The organism is Ensifer sp. Root954, from assembly GCF_001429005.1.
Taxonomy (GTDB): domain Bacteria; phylum Pseudomonadota; class Alphaproteobacteria; order Rhizobiales; family Rhizobiaceae; genus Ensifer; species Ensifer adhaerens.
Genome location: NZ_LMJM01000023.1, coordinates 52952 through 75416, shown reverse-complemented (window position 1 = coordinate 75416; position 22465 = coordinate 52952). Strand labels below are relative to the sequence as shown.

Annotated in this window: 15 protein-coding genes and 1 tRNA gene; 6 read left to right on the top strand and 10 right to left on the bottom strand. The window is 62.9% G+C overall.

Annotated features, from left to right (window positions below):
• Positions 1 to 36: 36 nt before the first annotated feature.
• Positions 37 to 1533 (bottom strand): CoA-acylating methylmalonate-semialdehyde dehydrogenase, encoded by a 1497-nt coding sequence (locus ASE71_RS14430; protein ID WP_034800841.1) that lies wholly within the window; start codon positions 1531 to 1533, stop codon positions 37 to 39.
• A 128-nt stretch (positions 1534 to 1661) separates the two neighbouring features.
• On the opposite strand from ASE71_RS14430, the gene ASE71_RS14425 reads away from it, so the two are divergent.
• Complete coding sequence (locus ASE71_RS14425; protein ID WP_034800840.1) at positions 1662 to 2543, top strand: LysR family transcriptional regulator; 882 nt, start codon at positions 1662 to 1664, stop codon at positions 2541 to 2543.
• Positions 2544 to 2574: 31 nt separating this feature from the next.
• Here the strand turns inward: ASE71_RS14425 and ASE71_RS14420 are convergent, their stop codons facing one another.
• Positions 2575 to 4338, bottom strand: a complete 1764-nt coding sequence (locus ASE71_RS14420) for an adenylate/guanylate cyclase domain-containing protein (protein WP_060516483.1) — start codon at positions 4336 to 4338, stop codon at positions 2575 to 2577.
• Between the two features lie 248 nt (positions 4339 to 4586).
• Between ASE71_RS14420 and ASE71_RS14415 the strand changes: the two genes are divergently transcribed.
• Positions 4587 to 4787, top strand: coding sequence for a hypothetical protein (locus ASE71_RS14415; protein WP_060516485.1), 201 nt, complete (start codon positions 4587 to 4589; stop codon positions 4785 to 4787).
• Between the two features lie 49 nt (positions 4788 to 4836).
• Here the strand turns inward: ASE71_RS14415 and ASE71_RS14410 are convergent.
• Positions 4837 to 4913 (bottom strand) — tRNA-His (locus tag ASE71_RS14410).
• Positions 4914 to 5102: 189 nt separating this feature from the next.
• Positions 5103 to 5552: a phasin gene (locus tag ASE71_RS14405; protein ID WP_034800834.1), complete on the bottom strand. Its 450-nt coding sequence runs from the start codon at positions 5550 to 5552 to the stop codon at positions 5103 to 5105.
• A 230-nt stretch (positions 5553 to 5782) separates the two neighbouring features.
• Here ASE71_RS14405 and ASE71_RS14400 point away from each other — a divergent pair, with 230 nt between their 5' ends.
• Positions 5783 to 9481, top strand: coding sequence for an ATP-binding protein (locus ASE71_RS14400; protein ID WP_060516487.1), 3699 nt, complete (start codon positions 5783 to 5785; stop codon positions 9479 to 9481).
• Positions 9482 to 9573: 92 nt separating this feature from the next.
• A complete protein-coding gene (locus ASE71_RS14395) occupies positions 9574 to 11256 on the top strand; it encodes an ABC transporter permease (RefSeq protein WP_034801377.1) in 1683 nt (560 codons plus the stop codon).
• 289 nt (positions 11257 to 11545) lie between these two features.
• On the opposite strand, the gene ASE71_RS14390 is transcribed toward ASE71_RS14395, so the two are convergent.
• The gene (locus ASE71_RS14390; RefSeq protein WP_060516490.1) at positions 11546 to 13498 is read right to left on the bottom strand and encodes an acetoacetate--CoA ligase; all 1953 of its coding nucleotides are present in this window, start codon (positions 13496 to 13498) and stop codon (positions 11546 to 11548) included.
• 186 nt (positions 13499 to 13684) lie between these two features.
• Here ASE71_RS14390 and ASE71_RS14385 point away from each other — a divergent pair, with 186 nt between their 5' ends.
• Entirely contained in the window at positions 13685 to 15502 is a 1818-nt protein-coding gene (locus ASE71_RS14385; protein ID WP_060516492.1) for an AsmA-like C-terminal region-containing protein, read from the top strand.
• A 78-nt stretch (positions 15503 to 15580) separates the two neighbouring features.
• On the opposite strand, the gene ASE71_RS14380 is transcribed toward ASE71_RS14385, so the two are convergent.
• The 4 genes from ASE71_RS14380 to ASE71_RS14365 form a co-directional block, all read right to left on the bottom strand.
• Positions 15581 to 16399 carry an ABC transporter permease subunit gene (locus ASE71_RS14380; protein ID WP_034800828.1) on the bottom strand — a complete coding sequence of 273 codons (819 nt, stop codon included), beginning with the start codon at positions 16397 to 16399 and terminating at the stop codon, positions 15581 to 15583.
• A gap of 3 nt (positions 16400 to 16402) precedes the next feature.
• Positions 16403 to 17314: an ABC transporter permease subunit gene (locus ASE71_RS14375; protein WP_034800826.1), complete on the bottom strand. Its 912-nt coding sequence runs from the start codon at positions 17312 to 17314 to the stop codon at positions 16403 to 16405.
• Between the two features lie 4 nt (positions 17315 to 17318).
• Positions 17319 to 18461: an ABC transporter ATP-binding protein gene (locus tag ASE71_RS14370; protein ID WP_034801375.1), complete on the bottom strand. Its 1143-nt coding sequence runs from the start codon at positions 18459 to 18461 to the stop codon at positions 17319 to 17321.
• Positions 18462 to 18565: 104 nt separating this feature from the next.
• The gene (locus ASE71_RS14365) at positions 18566 to 19660 is read right to left on the bottom strand and encodes a polyamine ABC transporter substrate-binding protein (RefSeq protein ID WP_034800823.1); all 1095 of its coding nucleotides are present in this window, start codon (positions 19658 to 19660) and stop codon (positions 18566 to 18568) included.
• A 335-nt stretch (positions 19661 to 19995) separates the two neighbouring features.
• Between ASE71_RS14365 and ASE71_RS14360 the strand changes: the two genes are divergently transcribed.
• Positions 19996 to 20964, top strand: coding sequence for a fatty acid desaturase family protein (locus ASE71_RS14360; RefSeq protein ID WP_060516494.1), 969 nt, complete (start codon positions 19996 to 19998; stop codon positions 20962 to 20964).
• Here ASE71_RS14360 and ASE71_RS14355 read toward each other — a convergent pair.
• Positions 20958 to 22367 carry a helix-turn-helix domain-containing protein gene (locus tag ASE71_RS14355; RefSeq protein WP_060516495.1) on the bottom strand — a complete coding sequence of 470 codons (1410 nt, stop codon included), beginning with the start codon at positions 22365 to 22367 and terminating at the stop codon, positions 20958 to 20960. The two genes, ASE71_RS14360 and ASE71_RS14355, sit on opposite strands and share 7 nt — an antisense overlap.
• Between the last annotated feature and the right edge of the window lie 98 nt (positions 22368 to 22465).

Sequence of the window (22465 nt, the reverse complement as noted above, 5' to 3'; positions counted from 1 at the left end):
AGGAGGCCCCGAGGCGGGAGGATCTTTATCCCGTTGTTACTTCATCGTCGGCATGACGAACTCGGCGCCGTCCTTGATGCCCGAAGGCCAGCGCTCGGTGATGGTCTTGGTGCGGGTCCAGAACTTGATCGAGTCCGGGCCGTGCTGGTTGAGATCGCCGAAGGACGAGGACTTCCAGCCGCCGAAGGAGTGGTAGGCGAGCGGAACCGGGATCGGAACGTTGACGCCAACCATGCCGATGTTGATGCGCGAGGCGAAGTCGCGGGCCGCATCACCGTCGCGGGTGTAGATCGCGACGCCGTTGCCATACTCGTGCTTCATCGGCAGGTCGAGGGCTTCCTCGTAGGTCTTGGCGCGGACGACCGAGAGAACCGGTCCGAAGATTTCCGTCTTGTAGATGTCCATGTCCGGCGTGACGTTGTCGAACAGGCAGCCGCCGATGAAGTGGCCCTGCTCATAGCCCTGCAGCTTGAAATCGCGGCCGTCGACGACGAGCTTGGCGCCTTGCTCGACACCGCTGTCGATCAGGCTGCGGATGCGCTGTTCGGCTTCCTTGGTGACGACAGGGCCCATATCGGCCTTCTCGTCGGTGTAGGGGCCGATGCGCAGGCTTTCGACCATCGGGGTCAGCTTGCTGATCAGGCGGTTGGCGGTCTCTTCACCGACCGGGACGGCAACCGAGATCGCCATGCAGCGCTCGCCGGCCGAGCCGTAGCCGGCGCCCATCAGGGCGTTCGCGGCCTGGTCGAGATCGGCGTCGGGCATGATGATCATGTGGTTCTTGGCGCCACCGAAGCACTGGGCGCGCTTGCCGTTCATCGCCGCGGTGCCATAGACGTAGCGAGCGATCGGGGTCGAGCCGACGAAGGAAACGGCAGCGATATCCGGATGCGTCAGGATCGCGTCGACAGCACCCTTGTCGCCGTTGACGACGTTGAGGATGCCTGCTGGCAGGCCGGCTTCGATCATCAGTTCGGCAAGGCGGATCGGAACGGACGGATCACGCTCGGACGGCTTCAGGATGAAAGCGTTGCCGCAGGCGATGGCCGGGGCGAACATCCACATCGGGATCATGGCCGGGAAGTTGAACGGGGTGATGCCGGCGCCGATGCCGACGGCCTGGCGGATCGAGTACATGTCGATGCCGGGACCGGCACCTTCGGTGAACTCGCTCTTCTGCAGATGCGGAATGCCGATGACGAATTCGCAGACTTCGAGGCCACGGATGAGGTCACCCTTGGCGTCTTCGATCGTCTTGCCATGCTCGCGCGACAGGATCTCGGCGAGCTCGTTCATGTTGGCGTTCAGAAGTTCGACGAACTTCATGAACACGCGGGCGCGGCGCTGCGGGTTGGTGGCCGCCCACTTCGGCTGTGCTGCCTTGGCGCTTTCGACGGCTGCTGAAAGTTCCGCGTCGCTTGCCAGCGCCACGGTGCCCTGCACTTCGCCGGTTGCCGGGTTGAAGATGTTGCTGACGCGGCCGCTCTTGCCGGCGACGCGCTTGCCATCGATGAAATGACCGAGTTCGTACATGAATGGTTCCTCCAGATCTTGATTGTGGCGGCATGATCGCACTACGATTTCAACAAATCAATTTCCGATATTCAGTAACCGTTGTGCAAAAATTGAAGTCCAACGGTTTTGTATAGGGTTGTCGCACTATGAACTGGGACGATGTCAGAATGTTTCTAGCCGTCGCGCGGACCGGACAGATCCTGGCCGCATCCAAGCGGCTCGGCGTCAATCATGCCACGCTCAGCCGTCGGGTGACTGCGCTGGAAGAGGCGATGAAGACACGGTTGCTCGTTCGTCGGCCGAACGGTTGCGAACTGACCGCCGAGGGCGAAATCTTCCTTGCGGCAGCCGAGCGCATGGAAACGGAAATGCTGGCGGCGCAATCGCAGATCGGCCGGATCGACACGGCGATCGCCGGCACGGTGCGCATCGGTGCACCCGACGGTTTCGGTGTTTCTTTCCTCGCGCCCCGGCTCGGCCGGCTGACGGCGCGCTATCCGGAATTGAAACTGCAGCTCGTGCCGGTCCCTCGGTCGTTCTCGCTGTCGCAGCGCGAGGCCGATATCGCGATCACCATCGAACGTCCGGAACAGGGGCGCCTCGTTTCCTCGAAGCTCACCGACTATACGCTCGGCCTCTACGCCTCGGCGGACTATCTCGAAAAGCACGGCACGCCGCAGACGATCGACGATCTCCGGGAGCACCGCCGCATCGGTTACGTCGAGGACCTGATCTTCACGCCGTCGCTGAACTTCTCCGCCGAAATCATGCGCAGCTGGGACGCGTCGTTCGAGATCTCCAGCGCCACCGGCCAGACGGAAGCAGTGCGTTCCAGCGCCGGCATCGGCATTCTGCACAATTACATTGCCCGCCATGCGCCGGAGTTGAAACGCATCCTGCCGGAAACGACCATCCGCCGTGCCTACTGGACCACCTATCACGAAAGCGCGCGCGATCTCGTGCGCGTTCGCACCGTCGTCGCCTTTCTGCAGGAACTGGTGACCGCGGAGCACCAGATCTTCATATGAAGCGCTCAAGCGCCTGACGTCGGCGCCGCACCTATAGCGAAATCCCGGCCTCCCGCAGGCCGTCAATCAGCCGCGGAATGACGGCCGGATCCTGGTAAGGCATCGCCCGCTTGAAGTGGTCGATGGAAAAGTCCGGATTGACCTCGAAGACCTCGTGCCAGTAGCGCCGCGCCTCCTCATGGCGTCCGGTGCGGCCATAAAGACAGGCGAGATAGAAGCGCGTCATGTCCGAACGCGGTGCCAAGGCCAGGCGCCGCTTGAAGGCAATCTCGGCTTCGTCGAAACGGCCGAGATTGAGCAGGGTCCGGCCCAGGAAATGCAGCGCCAGGTCGAACTGCGGATCGAGCCGGTGGGCGCGGGTATAGAAGGGCAAGGCCTCCTCGAACTGGCCCAGGAAATCTCTGATCGTGCCGAGCTGGGTGTGGCCGCCGGCGGAGTTCGGGTCGAGCTCGATCGTGCGTTGGGCGGCCCGCTCGGCCTCGTCGAAGCGGCGCTTCCAGCAGAGCGCAATCGCGAGCGCGTGGTGGCCGTGGGGTTCATGCTCGTCGGTCTCGACGGCCTTCTGTGCAAGCTTGAGAGCGCGCTCGATATTGTCGACGGTGCCACCGTTCCACCGGTTGATGTAGTCGGTCATGGCAATGATCGCGAGCGACGCATAGGCCGCGGCAAGCGCCGGGTCGATGGCGATCGCACGTTCGAGCATGCTGCGCGCCTCCGCAGACGATACCGCGTCGAACCGCAGGATCGCCTGACGCGACCGCACGAGCAGATCGTAGGCCTCCGGATCGACCTTGCCGCGCCCCTCGCGCCGCTCCGTTTCGCCGGCCGTCAGCTTCACCTTGAGCGCCGTCACGATGGTGCGCGTCACCTCGTCCTGAACCTCGAAAATATCCTCGATGCCGCGATCGTAGCGCTCGGCCCAGAGATGGCCCCCGGTGGTGCCGTCGATCATCTGAGCGTTGATGCGAATGCGGTTGGCGGCGCGGCGCACGCTGCCTTCCAGCACATAGCGAACGCCGAGGTCGCGGCTCACCTGGCGGATATCCGCCGACTTGCCCTTATAGGCGAAGGAGGAATTGCGGGCGATGACGAAGAGGCCGGAGACCTTCGAGAGATCGGTGATGATGTCCTCGGTAATGCCGTCCGCGAAATAGCCCTGCTCCGGATCGCCGGACATATTGTCGAACGGCAGCACGGCGATCGACGGCCGGCTCGGAAGCTGCGGTGGCACCTCGGCGGCGACCTTGATGGGCGCGTCGGCATACTCGTCCGGCGACCAGCTCCAGATATGCACCGGCCGCTCGATATTCTTGACCTCGTGATGGCCGCTGTCGACGAAAATGAGATCGATGCGGCCGTGCACATATTCGTGCACCCCGTCCGAAATCGCCACGCCGCCGGGCCTCGCAAGCGCCTCGATCCGGGCTGCGACATTGACGCCGTCGCCGTAGAGGTCGCTGTCGGCGACCATGATGTCGCCCATGTTGATGCCGACGCGCAGCACGATTTGCTGATCGTGGGGCACGTCCGCATTGGCGGAGATCATCGCCCTCTGCAAGGCAGCCGCACATTCGACCGCGTTGACCGCACTCGAAAACTCGACCAGCACGCCGTCGCCCGTTCGCTTGAACACCCGGCCCTGGTGGGTTTCGACGAGCGGTTCCAGCACTTCGGCCCAGCGCGCCATGAGTTGCGTATAGGTGGTTTTCTCGTCTCGCTCCATCAGCCGGCTATAGCCAACGACATCAGCAGCCAGGATGGCGGCAAGCCGCCGTGTGATGGATTCTTTGGCCATGGATTGCGACGCCTTACTGGGAATCCTCTTGGCGAAATTTTACCGGCGGATGAGCCCTATGTCCATTCGAACCGGATCCGACCCGCGCCCAAGCGCTAGCCCGAATTGGGTATTGCCGCGACAGGAACCTGGCGCGGTATCCCGACGTTGCCTTCACAGGGAATTGAGCTGCTTGCTCAAGGCGATGGCTGCGAGCACGCCGGTCGCAATCGGCTCGCGCTCCCGTTTCGACAAAGGAGTGTGAAAGGATGCTTGTGTCCATACCGGGCCGGCCGATCCTGCCGGGTGAACTCACCAAGATCGACGATGTCTTCAAGGAAACACTAAGAGAGCGAGAGCTGTCGCGCCAGTCGGCAGAGGCAACGGCGCTCGCCGCCCGGCTGATCGAACTTTATCAGAATGGCGTACAGGACGTGGTGGCGCTCAGAGCCTTGGCCAAGCTGTTCTGACGAAGCAAGGCGCCCCGCAAATCGCGATACCGATCGTTTAGAGAAGAAATGGTACGGTTGGTGGGAATCGAACCTACGACCTCAGGTGCCACAAACCTGCGCTCTAACCAACTGAGCTACAACCGCACATAAAGCGACATCAGTCGCTTGGCGGCTCACATACGGAGACTTCCGTCGCTTTGCAAGCCTTAACTTGAGATTATCCTGGAAAAAATCCGGATGGCAAGCCATCCGGATTCTTGGTTTTGGGCGCAGATGGCAGAATTCGGCGACAGAAGTCTGTCGCCATCGTTCAGCCGGCGCGGTCGGTTGACTTTAGACCTTCTTGAAGGACGACATCGCCTTTTCAGCGGCGTCCTTGCCCGGCTTGGTGACGTTTTCGGCAACCTTCTTGGTGGCTTCCTGCATCGACTTCGCCTGCTCGACCGCGAGTTCGGCCTGCTTGCGGACAAAGCTCGTCTGCAGTTCGACGAATTCCGACAGCGACTTCACGCCGAGCAGCGCTTCCATGTGAGACAGCGAGTTTTCGGCATTGGTGCGCAGTGCGTCGATGGCCTTGAGACCGAGTTCGACGGAGCCGGTCTGGGCGCTTTCGAGCGTTGCTTCAACGGTCTTCGTTGCCTCTTCGGCAGCGGTCTTCATCTTGGCATAGGCTTCCTTCGACTGGACGGCACCCTTTTCCGCGAAGTCGCGGAAGCTGTCGGTGAACTTCGCCGGGTCGAAAGAGGAAAGGGAAAATACGTCGTCGGTCTTCTTGGTAGCCATGAAAGCGCTCCTTGGTGTCTGGCCCTCTTCAGAGGCGCCGTTGATTGATGCGCATTATATAAACTACTTGCTTGTGCATTGCAATAAAATTGTGCAGTGCACAAAATCCGGAGAATTAACCTTTCGCGCTGAAAGCCGTGACGAAGCTCCGGCCCTCGCTGGACCCTTGCGGGCCTGCCGGGTATTAATAGAGTGTTAACCCGCAAGCGATCCGTCAATAGGCCCCCTTTATGCCCGCGAGACAGTATCCCTTCATTGATATCGCCGTGCATGCGCGGGTGCGGGAGCATTTTGCCCGCGGCGACGCGGCGATCCTGTTTTCGCGGGACTTTGCGCGCATTCTCTGGGCCAACGACCAGGGCGCGGCCTTTTTCGGCGCCGGGTCGATCTATGATTTCATCGATGCGGGACCGGACCAGGGCGAGCTGTCGCTGCGTCAGCTCAAGGCCGCGGGAGCGCAGCTCGTGCGCGCCGGCGACCGGCGCCAGCTTTCGATCCGGAAGTTCTCGGGTTTCCGCGGCACACCGCTCAATGTGAGCGTGGAGATGATCCGCGTGCGCCCGGACGAGGACGCGGTGCTCTTTACTGCACCGCATTCGGGCACGCCGCTGTCGCTTGAGGATCGCGCTGCGCGCATGATCGCCGGCCTCGACGGCCCGGACACCCACATGGCCGTTCTCGATGGCAACGGCGGCATCATCGCACACTCGCCGGGCTTCATCGATCTCGGCATGTCGGACGAGACGCGCAAGCAGCTCGTCGATACGGTCGGCCGAGACCACGACTGGCTGATCAAGCGCCCGGTCGCAACGCGGAAGGGGCACCTGCCGGCCGCGGTCGGCAAGATCGCCGATGAGCCGTCGCTGCATCTGCTCTTTGCTGTCGAGACCATTCTCGGCACGCTCGATCCGGACGAAGAGACCCCGGCGGCGCAAGCGTTGCCAATCCTGCCGCCGACCGAGGAGCTGGAACCGACCGTCGAGACACCGGCCCCGGAGGCAAAGGATATCGTCGAACCGGCCGAAGCGCTGGTCGAAAGCGCTGCACCAGCCGAAGACGCTGCCCTGGCCGACGCATTCGAACAGGCGGAGTCCGTCGAACCGGTTGCCGCGCCACAGGACGATGGCGACCTTGAGGACGCAGGCGTCCACGTCGCTGCAGGCCAGGTCGCTCTACCGGAGGAACCGGAGGCGGTTGCCGCTGCAGATGCGGAAACGTCGGCGCAGGGCGTGGAGCCAGCGGAAGATGACGGCGAGCCGGCGCTTGCGGTCGCGACCGACGTGACCGCGAACGATACGCCGGTTGCCGCGGAAATCCCCGTGACGGCAGAGGTCACTCGCGAGGACGAGACGGTCGAGGCGACCGATGCCGGCACCGCTGAAACGGAACAGGCCGACTTCGCCTTCGTGCCCGGCGGCCGTGCCGTCCGCTTCGTCTGGAAGATCGACGCCGAAGGCCGCTTCAGCGAGATCTCCGAGGAATTCGCCACCGCCGTCGGTCCGCGCGCCGCCGATGTGATCGGCGCCACCTTTAACCACGTGGCAGCACGCTACGGCCTCGATCCTGATCAGAAGATCGGCGCGCTGCTGCAACGCCGCGACACCTGGTCGGGCAAGACGATTTTCTGGCCCGTGCAGGGCACCAGCCTCAAGGTTCCGGTCGACCTGGCGGCCCTGCCCACCTACTCGCGCGCACGCGAATTCGACGGCTTTCGCGGTTTCGGTATCGTGCGCCTTGCCGATGCCGTCGAAGACGAGCACGCCAACGGCCTGACGTTCGGCGCCGCAACGGACATGACGGCAGAAGCTGCCGCGGAAGCGACGCCGTCGGAAGACCACGCGCATACTCCAGCGGTCGATCCTGAGACCGTCGGCCCTGAGATCGAGGAGCGGTCCGCCGACGAGGTGCAGGTCGTCGCGCAGAGGTCCTCCGAAACGGAGGCCGAGCCTGTCGCAGCTGCGCAGGATCGTGATGCGCCCCAAGACCAGACCCTCACCTCCAGCGAGGAGGCAGAGGCAGAGCCGGACCATGCAGCCGAAGTTGCCGCGGACGAACAGGTCGCCGCAACTGACGATCTCTTCCAGGGAGAGCGCCCTGCCCTACAGCTCGTCGACAACGCTGAGCCCCCCGCCTCCGACAAGATCGTCGAGCTCGAGAAACATCGCGCGGCGACCGCGCTGACGCGGGGCGAACAGGCGGCGTTCCGCGAGATCGCGCGGCAATTGGGCGAGCATTTTGGCGGGCCGGCGGAAACCGCACCCGCAGAGGAAAGCGACGCAGCGGCCGATGCAAGCACACCCTTCCCGGTAGACGCGCACGAAGCCATCACTTCCTCGACGCCAGCGGCAGAAGAACAGACTGGCGCGGAAGAAACCGGAGAAGAGACCGACGACGGCGCAGCCGAGGACGAACAGGCGAACGTGCATCTCGAGCAGCAAGCGGCAGATATCGGCCTTAGCGGCGAGATCCTCGACAGCCTGCCAATCGGTATGCTCGTGCATCGCGGGGAAGAGCTGCTGCACGCCAATCCGGAATTCCTGCGGCTCACCGCCTATGGCGACCTCGACGACTTTGTCCGGGAAGGCGGCCTCGACGCGCTCTTTGCCAATGGCGAAGAGGCGACCGACCAGGAACCCGACGGCACGATGATGCTGATCCGCAGGGACGGTCAGATGCGGCCGGTCATCGCACGGCTGCACACGATCCGCTGGGACGGCCGGAGCGCGCTGATGCTGGCGCTGACGCCAGCAGCCGCGAACGCGCCGTCGACGAAAGCAGACGATGCCATCTCCGGTGACGACGTCGACCGTCTGAAGACGGAAATCGACGAACTCAAGTCCATCCTCGAAACCGCAACCGATGGCGTTGTCATTCTCGGGCATGACGGCGACATCCGCTCGATGAACCGCTCGGCAAGCGCGCTCTTCAACTATGACGAGGGCGAAATCCGCGGCAAACCTTTCGCCGCGCTCTTCGCTCACGAAAGCCAGAAGGCAGTCATCGACTACCTGCACGGGCTTTCCGGCCACGGCGTCGCGAGTGTGCTGAACGACGGACGCGAGGTGATCGGGCGGGAAGCGAATGGCGGCTTCATTCCGCTGTTCATGACCATCGGCCGGCTTTCGGCCTCCAATGGCTTTTGCGCCGTGATCCGCGACATCACCCAGTGGAAACGCACCGAAGAGGAACTCCGGAACGCCAAGCGCGCCGCGGAAACGGCCAATGCCCACAAGACCGAGTTCCTCGCCCGCGTCAGCCACGAGATCCGCACGCCGCTCAACGCGATCATCGGCTTTTCCGACATGATGGCGAGCGAGCATTTCGGCCCGGTCGGTCACCCGCGCTACATCGAATATGCCGGCGACATCGGCCGGTCGGGCCGCCACGTGCTCGATATCGTCAACGATCTGCTCGACATCTCGAAGATCGAAGCAGGCGAAATGGAACTCGATTTCGGCGCCGTCGAGATCAACGACGCGGTCTCGGAAGCCGTGTCGCTCGTCCAGCCGCAGGCCAACAGCCAGCGCGTCATCATCCGCACCTCGCTTTCGGCAGCCGTGCCGAACGTCGTGGCCGACGGCCGGTCGATCAAGCAGATCGCGCTCAACATTCTGGCGAACGCCATCCGTTTCACGCCGTCGGGCGGCCAGATCGTGGTGTCGACCTCCTACGAGGCGAACGGTAGCGTCATGCTGAGGATTCGCGACACCGGCGTCGGCATGACCCGCGGCGAACTGGACCAGGCGATGAAACCGTTCCGGCAGGTGACGACAGGCGCGCGCAAGCGTGGCGACGGCACCGGGCTCGGGCTGCCGCTCACCAAGGCGATGGCGGAGGCGAACCGCGCCCACTTCTCGATCACCTCGGCGCCCAACGAGGGAACGCTGGTGGAAATTTCCTTCCCGTCACAACGCGTCTTGGCGAACTGAGGCCGGATGCTATAAGGAAATGTTGACTTGTGGTGGCCAGTTTGCTGGCCGCCATTGGCCATTTCTTGCCGTCATGCCGCGGAATCGATCGATTGCAGTCCACATCTCAGAGCATCAAGCGCCGCCATGCGCGTGCCGGAACCGGTCTTTCGCATCCCCTGCTGGCGACATGGGCCGGATTGACATCGGTCATCGTGCTGATGCCGATCATCGCGATCGCCTGGCTGGCGATCTCGGGCGGCGGCGGCGACTGGCCGCATCTGATGCAGAACGTCATTCCGCGCGCCACCGGGCGCACGCTGCTCTTGATCTCGCTGACGGGTGCCGTGACCGCCTTCGTCGGCATCCTCACGGCCTGGCTTGTCGCAAGCTGCGAGTTTCCGCTGCGGCGCTTCCTGTCGGCAGCACTGGTGTTGCCGCTTGCAATCCCCGCCTATCTCGCTGCCTATGCGTTCGGCGAGCTTTTCACCTTTACTGGGCCGGTGCAGGGACTGATCCGCGCGATCTTCGGCTTCAAGACGAGCCGTGACTACTGGTTTCCAGATATCCGCTCGCTCGGCGGCGCCGTGCTCGTGCTGAGCTCGGTTCTCTATCCCTATATCTACCTCGCCTGCCGTTCGATGTTCCTGATGCAGGGACGCGCGGCCGCCGACGTCGCCCGCACGCTCGGCGCCGGGCCGCTGAAGGTGTTCTTCCGCATCCAGATCCCGATGGCCCGCCCGGCCATCATGATCGGCCTGACGCTGGTGGCGATGGAAACGCTGAACGACATCGGCGCGGTCGAATTCCTTGGCGTGCAGACGCTGACCTTCTCGATCTTCGACACCTGGCTGAACCGCGGCAGCCTCGCGGGCGCCGCGCAGATCGCCTGCATCATGCTGGTCTTCGTCATCGGCCTGATGATGATCGAGCGGGCCGCACGGCGACGCCAGCGCTTCTCCAGCCAGAAGACGACGTCCGCCGTCCACGATGCTGCCCGGCTCATACTGTCCGGCTGGAAGAAGTGGGCCGCCATGGTCGCCTGCCTGCTGCCCGTGGTTTCAGGCTTTGCCGTACCCGTGCTGATCCTCGGCAATTATGCGCTCAAGCGCATCGACCAGTTCATCGAGCCGCGGCTGCTCAACGCACTCTTTCATAGCATCCTCGTCTCAGGTGCGACCGCAACGGTTACCGTTCTGCTCGGTTTCGTGCTCGCCTATGCGGCGCGCACGGGGCATTCTCGGGTGAGCGACATCGCCGGGCGGCTCGCCTCCTTCGGCTATGGCGTGCCCGGCACTGTTCTTGCGATCGGCGTGCTCTTCCCGCTGGCCGCTCTCGACAACATTATCGATGCCGGCATGCGCGATACGTTCGGTATCTCCACCGGGTTGATGATGACCGGCACCGGCTTTGCGATCATCTACGCATGCAGCGTGCGCTTCCTCACCATGGCCGAGGGCTCGCTCGAAGCGGGTTTCCAGAAGCTTTCGCCGCATCTCGACATGGCGGCGCGCGCGCTCGGCCGGACCGGCGGCCAGACTTTGCGCACCGTGCTTTTGCCAATGATGCGGCCGGCGGTACTGACCGCCGCTCTCCTCGTCTTCATCGAGACGATGAAGGAGCTTTCGGCAACTATCATGCTCAGACCGTTCAACTTCAACACGCTCGCCACGCTCGTCTACGAAGACGCGTCTCGGGCCAAGGTCGAAGACGCTTCGGTCGCCGCGATGATCATCGTCGTCGCCGGCATGATCCCGGTCATCCTCGTGTCGCGGTCGCTCGAACGCCGCTCCTGAGTCCCGTTCAGCAGGGCCTGACGGGCGAGAAACGCATAAAAAAAAGGTGGCTGGGAGGCCACCTCGATAGTTGAATGCTAAACCAACAATCGCTCGAGAAGTAACGACGTCATGTCCGCGACGGCATCTCTGCCGAACGCCGATCCAACATCGATCGGCCTCAAGTTGGCATGACCATGCGCCCCCAATCCTTAACAAGACCTTACCCGCCGGATCCGCAATTTTAGGGATTTTTCAGCAAGTCTGAAGCCTTGGTTAATTCCAATCACGCGAATCCGTTAACGCGCCCTCAATTTTTAAGGGCATCCAGTCCGGCGTAAAGATCAAGCGCCTCAGGGTTGGCGAGCGCCTCCTTGTTCTTCACCGGACGGCCGTGCACGACATCGCGGACCGCGAGTTCGACGATCTTGCCGGACTTCGTGCGCGGGATATCGGCGACCGCGATCACCTTTGCCGGCACGTGGCGCGGCGAGGCGCCGACGCGGATGCGGTTCTTGATCGCCTTCGTCAGGTCGTCGGTCAGGGCGACGCCGGCGGCGAGACGAACGAAGAGAACGACGCGCACGTCGTCTTCCCAGTCCTGCCCGATGCAGAGCGCCTCTGCGACCTCCTCCATCTGCTCGACCTGATTGTAGATCTCTGCCGTGCCGATGCGCACCCCACCGGGATTCAGCGTCGCGTCCGACCGGCCGTGGATGATGATACCGCCGTGTTCGGTCCATTCGGCGAAGTCGCCATGGCACCAGACATTGTCAAAGCGCTCGAAATAGGCGGCGCGATACTTGGCGCCCTCGGGATCGTTCCAGAACATCACCGGCATCGACGGGAATGCCTTGGTGCAAACGAGTTCCCCCTTCTCACCGCGCACCGATTGCCCCTCGTCGTTCCAGACGTCGATCGCCAAGCCAAGACCCGGCCCCTGGATCTCGCCGCGCCAGACGGGCTTCAGCGGGTTGCCGAGAACGAAGCAGGAAACGATGTCGGTCCCGCCCGAGATCGACGCAAGCTGAACGTCAGACTTGATGCCTTCGTAGACGAAGGAGAAGCCCTCCGGCGACAGCGGCGAACCGGTCGAGGTCAACAGCCGAAGGGTGGAAAGATCATGCGTGTTGGCCGGTACGAAGCCGCCCTTGCGCACGGCGTCTATGTATTTCGCCGAGGTGCCGAACACCGCGAACGTCTCGGCTGCGGCATAGTCGAAGAGCACGTTGCCGTCGGGATAGAAGGGCGAGCCGTCGAACAGGCAGAGGGTCGCGCCGACGGCCAATCCGGAAACCAGCCAGTTCCACATCATCCAGCCGCAGGTGGTGAAATAGAAGAGCTTTTCGCCGCGGCGAAGGCCGCAGTGGAAACGATGCTCCTTCAGATGCTGCAGCAGGGTGCCACCGGCCGAATGCACGATGCATTTGGGAACGCCCGTCGTGCCCGAGGAAAACAGCACGTAGAGCGGATGGCTGAAGGGCAAGCGTTCGAAGGTCAGGGTTGTTGCCGCAAACGGCGCGATGAAATCGGCAAGGGTTGCGCCACCCTCGATCGAGGCCGCCAGCGCGGCGCTGTCGCCGGCATAGGGAACGATCAGCGCCGGCACGCCAAGGGCCTTGGAGACCGCGCGAACCTTCACATCGACGTCCTGGCCCCTGCCGTTGTACCAATAGCCGTCGCAGGCAATGAACAGCTTCGGCGTGATCTGGCCGAAACGATCGAGGACGCCCTGCTCGCCGAAATCGGGAGAACAGGACGACCAGATCGCGCCGATCGAGGCGGTCGCCAGCATCAAGGCGATCGTTTCGGGCATGTTCGGCATCATAGCCGCAACGCGATCGCCGGGGCCGATACCCTGAGCCTTCAGCGCCTGCTGCAGGCGCGACACGAGCGCGCGAAGCTCGTCCCACGACAGGCGATACTCGACCTTGTCTTCACCGCGGAAGACGAGCGCGTCGCCGTCGCCGGTTTCGCGAAGAAGGTTCTCCGCAAAGTTCAGCTTCGCGTCGGGGAAGAAGCGAGCATCGAGCATGCGGTCGCCGTTGAGGAGGGCTGTTGCGCCGCGTTCGCCGATGACGCCGCAGTGCTCCCAAACCGCGGTCCAGAAGTCGCCGCGCTCGGCCACCGACCAGGCGTGGAAGGCATCGTAATCCGCAAAGGTTCTGCCGAAGCGTTTGCTGCTCCAGGCGATGAATTCGGCCATGGGGCTATGCGCAAGGATTTCCGGACCTGGAACCCACAACGGCTGCTCTGCGTGCATGCTTTCCTCCACTCCTGCTCCATGCCCTCTATACCATGCTGCATCGCAAAATAAACAGCACCGGAAAGCGCCTCGTCATCGCGTGGACGACATTTACCTGTCTGTTGCCTGTCCGTCGCATTTGATTTCTGAGGACCGAAGGCCTATCCAAGCTCACGTGACCCAAGCGACGGCGACCAGGCGGACATGAGACGTAAATTTCTGCATATGATGCGCGACGTACGCCTGTTGTCGCGGCTGCGGCGCCGCCATTTCCTGTGGCCGGCCGCGATCGGCGTCGGGCTTGCAGCCGGCTACAACGCCGTCCTGCCTCTGGTGATTTCGACGACGAACGTGCGTCCGACCGTGGAGCATATGCTGGACGCCTGGTCCGGCGGAAAGAGCCGGATATCGGGCAATCCCGAGATCAGCTTCTGGCCGGAACCGACTTTAACGCTCCGCTCGGCGACGATCGAAACTACGGATGGATCGTCCCGCAAGCTCGCGCATATCGGCAGCATCACCGCGACATTCAGCCTGTTTTCAGCGATCGACGGCACGCCGGCGCTGGACGATATCCGGCTGATCGAGCCCGTCGTCACGCTCGAGCGGCGCACGGACGGCACACTCAACTGGCAGCGGCCGCACTGGCTGAGTACCCCGGACACACAGGCTGCCGAGAAGGATACGCCGTTCGGCGATGTCACCGTCGAAAACGGCCGCCTGCAGATCATCGACCTCGTCACCAACCAGACCCGGGAATTTTCCGGCATATCCGGAACCGTCTCCTGGCCTTCGTTCACCAAGCAGCTCAGCGCCCGGCTTTCGGGAAGCCTTGGCGGACAGACGGTGGCCTGGACGCTCGAATGCAACGAACCGCTGATGCTGCTGACCGGCCACGATGCGGCGCTCAAGACGTCGCTATCCTCGGCGGCGCTCAGTCTCTCGTTCGAAGGCAACGGCAATCTCTCCCCTGCACCGACTGCCGCGGGGCGGCTGCAGGTTTCGACGGCCTCGCTGCAGGCCCTTGCCGCCTGGTACAAAGGCAAGGCGGCGGGCGCATTGCCGGACAGCGGCTTCAGCCTCAGCGCCAACGTCACCAGCGGTAAGGCCTCGCTGAAGCTCGACGAGCTTCAGCTGACGCTCGGCGGTGCCAACGCGACCGGCATCCTCGACATCTCCACGCCGATCGACGATACCCACCGCGTCGAAGGCACGCTCGCCTTCGACCGCATCGATCTCAATGGGCTGCAGCCGTTCATCGACCCGCTGGAGCCGGACGAACTCACACAACAACTCGGCGACGCGTTCGCGCGCAGCTGGCGTGCCGATGTGCGGCTGTCGGCGCAGGAGGCACTGGTAGGCCCGCTACGGCTCGAAGATCTCGCCGCCGGCGTCATCATCGATCACGGGCGCGCCTCCATCGACGTCGCCGACAGCACCTATGCCAATGGCCGGCTCAGCGGGCGGCTCGCCGCTTCGGAAGAGGGGCTGGCCGGCGGTGGTCGGCTGGAACTGGTGCTGAAGAATGCCGACCTTGCCGCCGCCCTTGCTGACTTCGGTTTCACCGGCCCGGTTCCGACCGGCCGGGGCAATGTCAATCTGGACCTTACGACGGAACACCCGTTCTGGCGCGCGCAGGTGGCCGAGGCTTCCGGCCGCATCAGGCTTTCGCTCGCCAACGGCAACCTCACCGGCTTCGACGCAAATGCCTTTGCGAACCTTGTCCGGGCCGGCGAATTCTTTTCGCTGGCGCAGGCGAGCGACGGCAACTTCGCCTTCCAGACGGCGGATATCGAAGCCAGCTTCGGGGAAGGGTCGGCGCGGCTGAACCGAGCGCTCTTTGCCGGCCAGACCGGCAATCTCTCGGTCAACGGCGTCATTCCCTACCGCAGCGGCAGCCTGGCGCTCGCAGGCACGTACACCGACACATTGAATGCCGGGCAAAGGCTGCGTTTCTTCGTCGGCGGTTCCTGGCCGAACGCAGTGATCTCACCCCTGTCGGTTCTTGGCGAACCCAACTGACAACGGCCGGCGTCAGAGACACCAGCCGTCGGTTCGTGGCGGACAATCCGCGTCACGCTAGTCTCGAATTCGCACCGTTCAGGACTGGGCGAAGGCCGCCCGCTCGTCCCGTTCGCGCTGCGCCTCGCGCTGCTTGGTGACGATCGAGGCAACGACCACCCCGATGGCGACGACACCGATGAGGATGGTGCAGATCGCGTTGATTTCCGGCGTCACGCCCAGCCGCACCTGGCTGTAGATCTTCATCGGCAGCGTGGTGGCGCCCGGTCCCGTGGTGAAACTCGAGATCACCAGATCGTCCAGCGACAGCGTGAAGGCGAGGACCCAGCCGGAAAACACCGCGGGCGCGATGACCGGAAGGGTGATCGAGAAGAAGGTCGTGACCGGCGTGGCGCCGAGATCGAGGGCTGCCTCTTCGATCGACCGGTCGAAGCTGAGCAACCGCGACTGCACCACCACGGCAACGAAGCACATGGTGAAGGTGATGTGCGCCAGCGTGATCGTCCAGAAGCCGCGGTCGAGACCGATGGCAACGAACAACAACAGCAGCGACAGGCCGGTGATCACCTCGGGCATGACGAGCGGTGCATAGACCATGCCGGAAAACAGCATGCGGCCACGGAAGCGCGTGTAGCGGACGAGCGCCAAAGCCGCGAGCGTACCGAGCACGGTGGCGAAGGTCGCCGAGATCAGCGCGACGCGGATCGTCACCCAGGCGGCATCGAGCAGCGCCTGGTTATGCCAGAGCTGCGTGTACCACTTGGTCGAAAAGCCCGCCCAGACGGTGACGAGCTTCGATTCGTTGAAGGAGAAGATCACCAGAAGCACGATCGGCAGGTAGAGAAAGCCGAAACCGAGCACGATCGAGGCGATGTTGAAGCGTGACCAGTTGCCCATGTCCTACCTCCCCTCGCTGTCGGCTTTGGCCTGGGCGTTCTGGAAGTAGACGATCGGCAACACCAGGATCAGAAGCAGGATCGTCGCCACGGCCGAAGAGACCGGCCAGTCGCGGTTGGCGTTGAACTCGTTCCAGAGCGTCTTGCCGATCATCAGCGTTTCCGAACCGCCAAGCAGGTCGGGGATAACGAATTCGCCGACGGCTGGGATGAAGACCAGCAGGCAGCCGGCGACGACGCCCGCCAGCGACAGCGGGAACGTCACGCGCCAGAAGGCGGTAAACGGCGTGCAGCCGAGGTCGAGCGCGGCCTCCGTCAGGGTGTGATCCATCTTCTCAAGCGACGAATAGATCGGCAGCACCATGAAGGGCAAATAGGAATAGACGATGCCGATATAGATCGCCCAATTGGTGTTGAGGATGATCAGCGGTTGGTCGATGACGTTGATGCTCATCAGGAACTGGTTGAGCAGCCCCTCGGGTTTGAGGATCGCGATCCAGGCGTAGACGCGGATCAGGAAGCTCGTCCAGAAGGGCAGGATCACCAGCATCAGCAGCGTCGGGCGAATGGTCTTCGGCGCTTTCGCCATACCGTAGGCAACCGGATAGGCGATCAGCAGCGTCAGCACGGTCGAGACGCCCGCGATGATGACGCTCGACACATAGGCGTTGAAGTAGAGGACGTCTTCCGTCAGCCAGACGTAGTTGTCGAAGGAGAATTCCCGCGCCTTTTCAAGGATGCCGGACAGGCCGCCGAAGAGATCGAAGACCGGCGTATAGGGCGGCATGGCCACCGCCGTCTGCGACAGCGAGATGCGGAAGACGATGAAGAAGGGGATCAGGAAGAAGAACAGCAGCCAGGCATAGGGGATGATGATGACGAGGCGGCTGAAGAGGGCGGATGCGACACGGGTCATGGCCTCAATCCTTCAGAACGACGCCGGCGTCTTCGCCGAAGGAAACCCAGACCTCCTGGTCGTAGCCGAGCGGATCCTCGACCGCGCGCACCGCGTTGAGCGACGAGGCCTTGATCACGCGTCCGTCCTTCAGGCGCACGTGGAAGACGGTCATGTCGCCGAGATAACCGATGTCCCAGATTTCGCCCTGAACGGTGTTGACCGGCGCGTGCGCCGGCGGCTGGCGGCTGACGCGGATCTTTTCCGGGCGGACGGCGACGGCGGACTTGCCGCCGGCAGCCGGCGTCTCGGGCGATGCCATGCGGATCGGGAAACCGTTGGTGCCCTCAAGGCGCACATAGCCGCCCTCGGCGCCGGAAACAGCGCCCTCGAAAATGTTGACGTCGCCGATGAAGTCCGCGACGAAACGGGAGTTCGGCGCCTCGTAGATTTCGGCAGGCGTCGCCACCTGAATGACCTTGCCGTGGCTCATCACCGCGATGCGGTCGGCCATGGTCATTGCCTCTTCCTGGTCGTGGGTGACGACGACGAAGGTGAGACCGAGTTCCTGCTGCAGATCCATCAGTTCGAACTGGGTCTCCTCGCGCAGCTTCTTGTCGAGCGCGCCGAGCGGTTCGTCGAGGAGCAGCACCTTCGGCCGCTTGGCAAGTGAGCGGGCAAGCGCGACACGCTGGCGCTGACCGCCCGAAAGCTGGTGCGGCTTGCGCTGGGAGAACTTTTCGAGCTTCACCAGCTTCAACATCTGGGCGACGCGCTCGGCAATATCCGCCTTCGGCATGCCATCCTGCTTCAGGCCGAAGGCGATGTTCTTCTCCACGTTCATATGCGGGAAGAGCGCGTAGGACTGGAACATCATGTTGACCGGACGCCTGTAGGGCGGAATGCCGGCCAAGCTCTGTCCGTCGAGAATGATCTCGCCCGACGTCGGCTGTTCGAAGCCGGCGAGCATGCGCAGAAGCGTCGACTTTCCGCAGCCGGACGCACCGAGCAGCGCAAAGAACTCGCGCGTATAAATATCCAGCGAAAGGTCGTCGACGGCGGTGAAATCGCCGAACCGCTTGGTCACGTTCTTGAAGGAAATGAATGGCTTGGAAGCGGGATCCGCCCAAGGGGCAAAGGACCGCCGGATACTGCCGAGAGACTTCATCATCTATCCCCGAATGATACAGCCGATGGGCACTCTCGTTTTCCCCGGTGCCCCCTTAAGAAAATTGCCCGGATTTTGAGGTCCGGGCAATTCGTTTTCCGCTCTTACTGGCCGGTTACGACCTTTGTCCAGAGTCGGGTCAATACCCTCTGCTCTTTCGCCTCGAAGGGCGTCACCGTGAACAGTTTCTGCATCACCTCTTCCGTCGGGTAGATGGCGGTATCTTCCATGACGGCCTTGTCGAGGAACTGCTGCGAGGCCTTGTTGCCGTTGGCGTAGAAGACATAGTTCGATGCCTTGGCGACGACCTCGGGCTTCATCATGTAATTGAGGAAGGCGTGCGCCTCCTCGACGTGCGGTGCATCAGCCGGGATCGCAAGCATGTCGAACCACATCTGCGCGCCCTGGGACGGGATCGCGTAGTCGACGGTCACACCAGCCTTGGCTTCGGCCGCACGGTCGCGAGCCTGGAAGACGTCGCCGGAAAAGCCGATTGCAAGGCAGATGTCGCCGTTGGCGAGCGCGTTGATGTATTCCGAGGAATGGAACTTGCGCACATTGGGGCGGATGCTCGCCAGCAGCTCAGCCGCCTTTTCGAGATCGGCCGCCTCGTGGCTATCCGGGTTGAGGCCGAGATAGGCGAGCGCCGAAGGCATCACGTCGGTCGGGGAATCGAGGATGTGGATGCCGCAATCCTTGAACTTCGCCGCCAGTTCCGGCTTGAAGATGACGTCCCAGTTGGGCTTCTCGTCCGTACCGAGGATCGCCTTCATCTTGTCGACATTGTAGCCGATGCCAGTGGTGCCCCACATGTAGTCGATGGCATAGTCGTTGCCCGGATCGTACTTGGCCGTACGCTCCATGATCACGTCCCACATATTGGAAAGGTTCGGCAGCTTCGACTTGTCGAGCTTCTGGAACACGCCCGCGGCGATCTGCCGCTGCAGGAAGGTTGCCGTCGGCACCACCACGTCGTAGCCGGAGCCACCTGCAAGCAGCTTCGTCTCCAGGATCTCGTTGGAATCGAAGACGTCGTAGACGACCTTGATGCCGGTCTCCTTGGTGAAATCTTCCAGAATGCTGCTGTCGATATAGTCCGACCAGTTGTAGACGTTGACCACGCGCTCCTGCGCCGAGGCCAGCATGGTCGAGCCGGCCAGAACGGCTGCCGCCAGGGTTGTGACGATGAGCTTGGACATACAACTCCCCTCTTGGTTTTTTCGTATCGGGCCCGGCACGCCGGGACACCGTCCAATCCGCTTCGTTCAGGCCGGAGGTTAGGCATCTTTCTCGATAACCTCAAGCGCTTTCGTGCCGATAAGAAGCGCCGCCCTGTGGGCTCATCAGTTTCACAAGTCGAAGAAAAACGGGCACTTATGGCGCCTTGCTTTCAGCCTGTCGCCTTCGACCCGGCCGCGGCGGCACCGTTAACCATAGCTTTGCCGCCTCTGTACGGACCGCCATTTACGATTGATTAACCATGATCGCCATGCGATTTTCCCGACAGTTGCGGTTCAGGATCTCAGGTGTCGTCATGGGTGAGCAGATCGTCGGCGGGAAAAGCCGCAGGATCGATCCGAAGCAGTTGAAGCGCCTGTCGGTGCTCGAGCCGCAAAAGGCCCTTGCGGCAATCGCATTCGACTGGGCGATGATCGCAGCAGCCATCGCCATCAGCGAGTATTTCGGCAATGTCTTCGTCTACCTGATTGCCGTGGTGCTGATCGCCGGACGCATGCATGCGCTCGGCTGCATGATCCACGAGGCGGCACACTATCGCATCATCCGCAACCGGAAACTCAGCGACTGGATGAGCGACCTGCTGCTCGCCTGGCCGGTGCTGGCCACGGTCGATGGCTACCGCCAAAACCATCTCGCCCACCATCAGCACGCCAATAGCGACGAGGATCCGGACTGGACAGCGAAGCTCGGCATGCCGCAATTCACCTTTCCGCAAAAGGTTGCGCGCGGCGTCACGCAATTGCTCGGTTACCTCTTCGCGGTCAATTCGCTGCGCGACATGCTGCATATGGCCAAACGCATGGGCAAGAACGACCGTTCAACGCTGCAGTACAAGCTGCTGCGCGTCGGCTTCTACGTCGCCGCCGCCGCGATCTTCACGCTCTTCGGCATCTGGCGGGAAGTGGCGCTCTACTGGGTGGTGCCGTTCCTCACCTTCTTCTGCCTGTTCCTTTATATACGCAGCGTCGCCGAGCATTTCGGCAGCATGGACTATAGCGACGAACTGACGAGCTCACGCACCGTCTATCCGCACGCCTGGGAGAAGCTGTTCTTCGCGCCCCACAACATCAACTACCACCTGGAGCACCATCTGTATCCCGGTGTGCCGTTCTACAATCTACCGGAGCTGCACGCGATCCTGATGCGCAACAAGGCCTATGCGGACACGGCCCATATCACCCGCGGCTATACTACCGGGCTACCGGCGGAATGCTTTGCCGCGAATGCGCCGCTTCTGCCCAACCAGCACCCCGTCAGCTACTGAAAATCGAAAACGCTGAGCCCGGTCGCCATCTCATCAAGTCCGAGCGGCCGGGTAACGGGCGGCTCGGCCCGCGCCAGGCAGCCCTGGCGCTCGCAGAGCCGACAGCCGGCACCGATTTCGACCGCCGGCAGCAGCACCGAACCGTAGACGGTCTCGTCGGCAACCGAAGCTTCGCAGCCTAGAAGCAGGGCTGTGCGCCGGACGCGCTCGTGGAACGCCGCCTGCGGACCCTCCAGCGTGCGTGCGATGGTCAAGAACGCAGCGCCGTCGGGCATCTCGACACGATCGACCAGAAGCTGGCCCGGCACTGAGAAGGCGGCATGGATGTTGAGCTTGGGACAGCCACCGCCGAACTTTGCCTGAGGGAAGCCCGATGCGCCCGCCCTCCGCAAGCGGTGGCCGGCATTGTCGATCTCCATCAGGAAGAATGGCAACCCTTGGGCGCCCGGCCGTTGCAGCATGGTCAGCCGGTTGGCCGCCTGTTCGAAGGAGACCTGGAAACGGGCGCGCAGGACATCGATGTCGTACTTCGCCCGTTGTGCGGCGGCTAGGAACGCAGCATAGGGCATCATCAGCGCATGCGCGCCATAGCGCGCCAGCTCGAAGCGAGCGATACGGCGTGCCTCCGCGGTCGAAAGCCGTAGCGCCCCAAGCTCGGCCGTGATCGCCTCGTGGCAGGCAATCGACACGGCCTCCATCGCGATCTCGCGCAACTGGTCGTAGGGCGACAGCCGCTCGGAAACGAAGAGACGCATGGAGTGCCTGTCGAAGCGACGGCGCAGGTTCGGCATGGCATGGACCGGCAGGCTGCGCACGACGAGGCCATGCTCCTTCTTCAGCCAGGCCTTGAGCGCGCCGATGAGATCATCACCCGGCGAGAGCGCCTCGTGGAAGGCTTCCGCCGCCGCCTCGATGCCGGCAAAATAATTCGGCCGCCCCTCGAAGGTCTCGCGTACCTCGTCCATCGGCAACCGTGTGCCCGAAAGCGCCTCCATGTGCCCCTGCCCCGCCAGGAGGTCAGCCAAGTCTTTGAGGCGCGCTGCCTGCTCGCGATAGGCGCGATAGAGCTTGACGACGCCGCCGGCAGCATTGGGGGCCGCTTCCGCCACCTCGATCAGCTCCTGCTCTCCCGGCAGCTCGGCCGACAGCAGCGGATCGGCGAAAACCTCGCGCAATTGCGTGAGGCTGCCGCCGGTTTCGCCCTGCAACTCGTCGAGGTCGACCTTGTAGACCGAGGCAAGCTTCAAAAGCAGCTGCACCGTCAGCGGCCGCTGGTTGCGCTCGATCAGATTGAGATAGGACGGCGAGATACCGAGGGCCTCGGCCATGGCCGTCTGCGTCAGCGACAGGCCGTTACGAATGCGCCTGACCCGCGGGCCGGCAAAGATCTTGTTCTCGGCCATTTGTAACTACCTTTACAATCCGCTCAACGCAGGCGCTTTACATTTTTTACAAATTTACTTCGCCGCCCTGTCAAAGGCAAGACAAGATAACCCTTTTG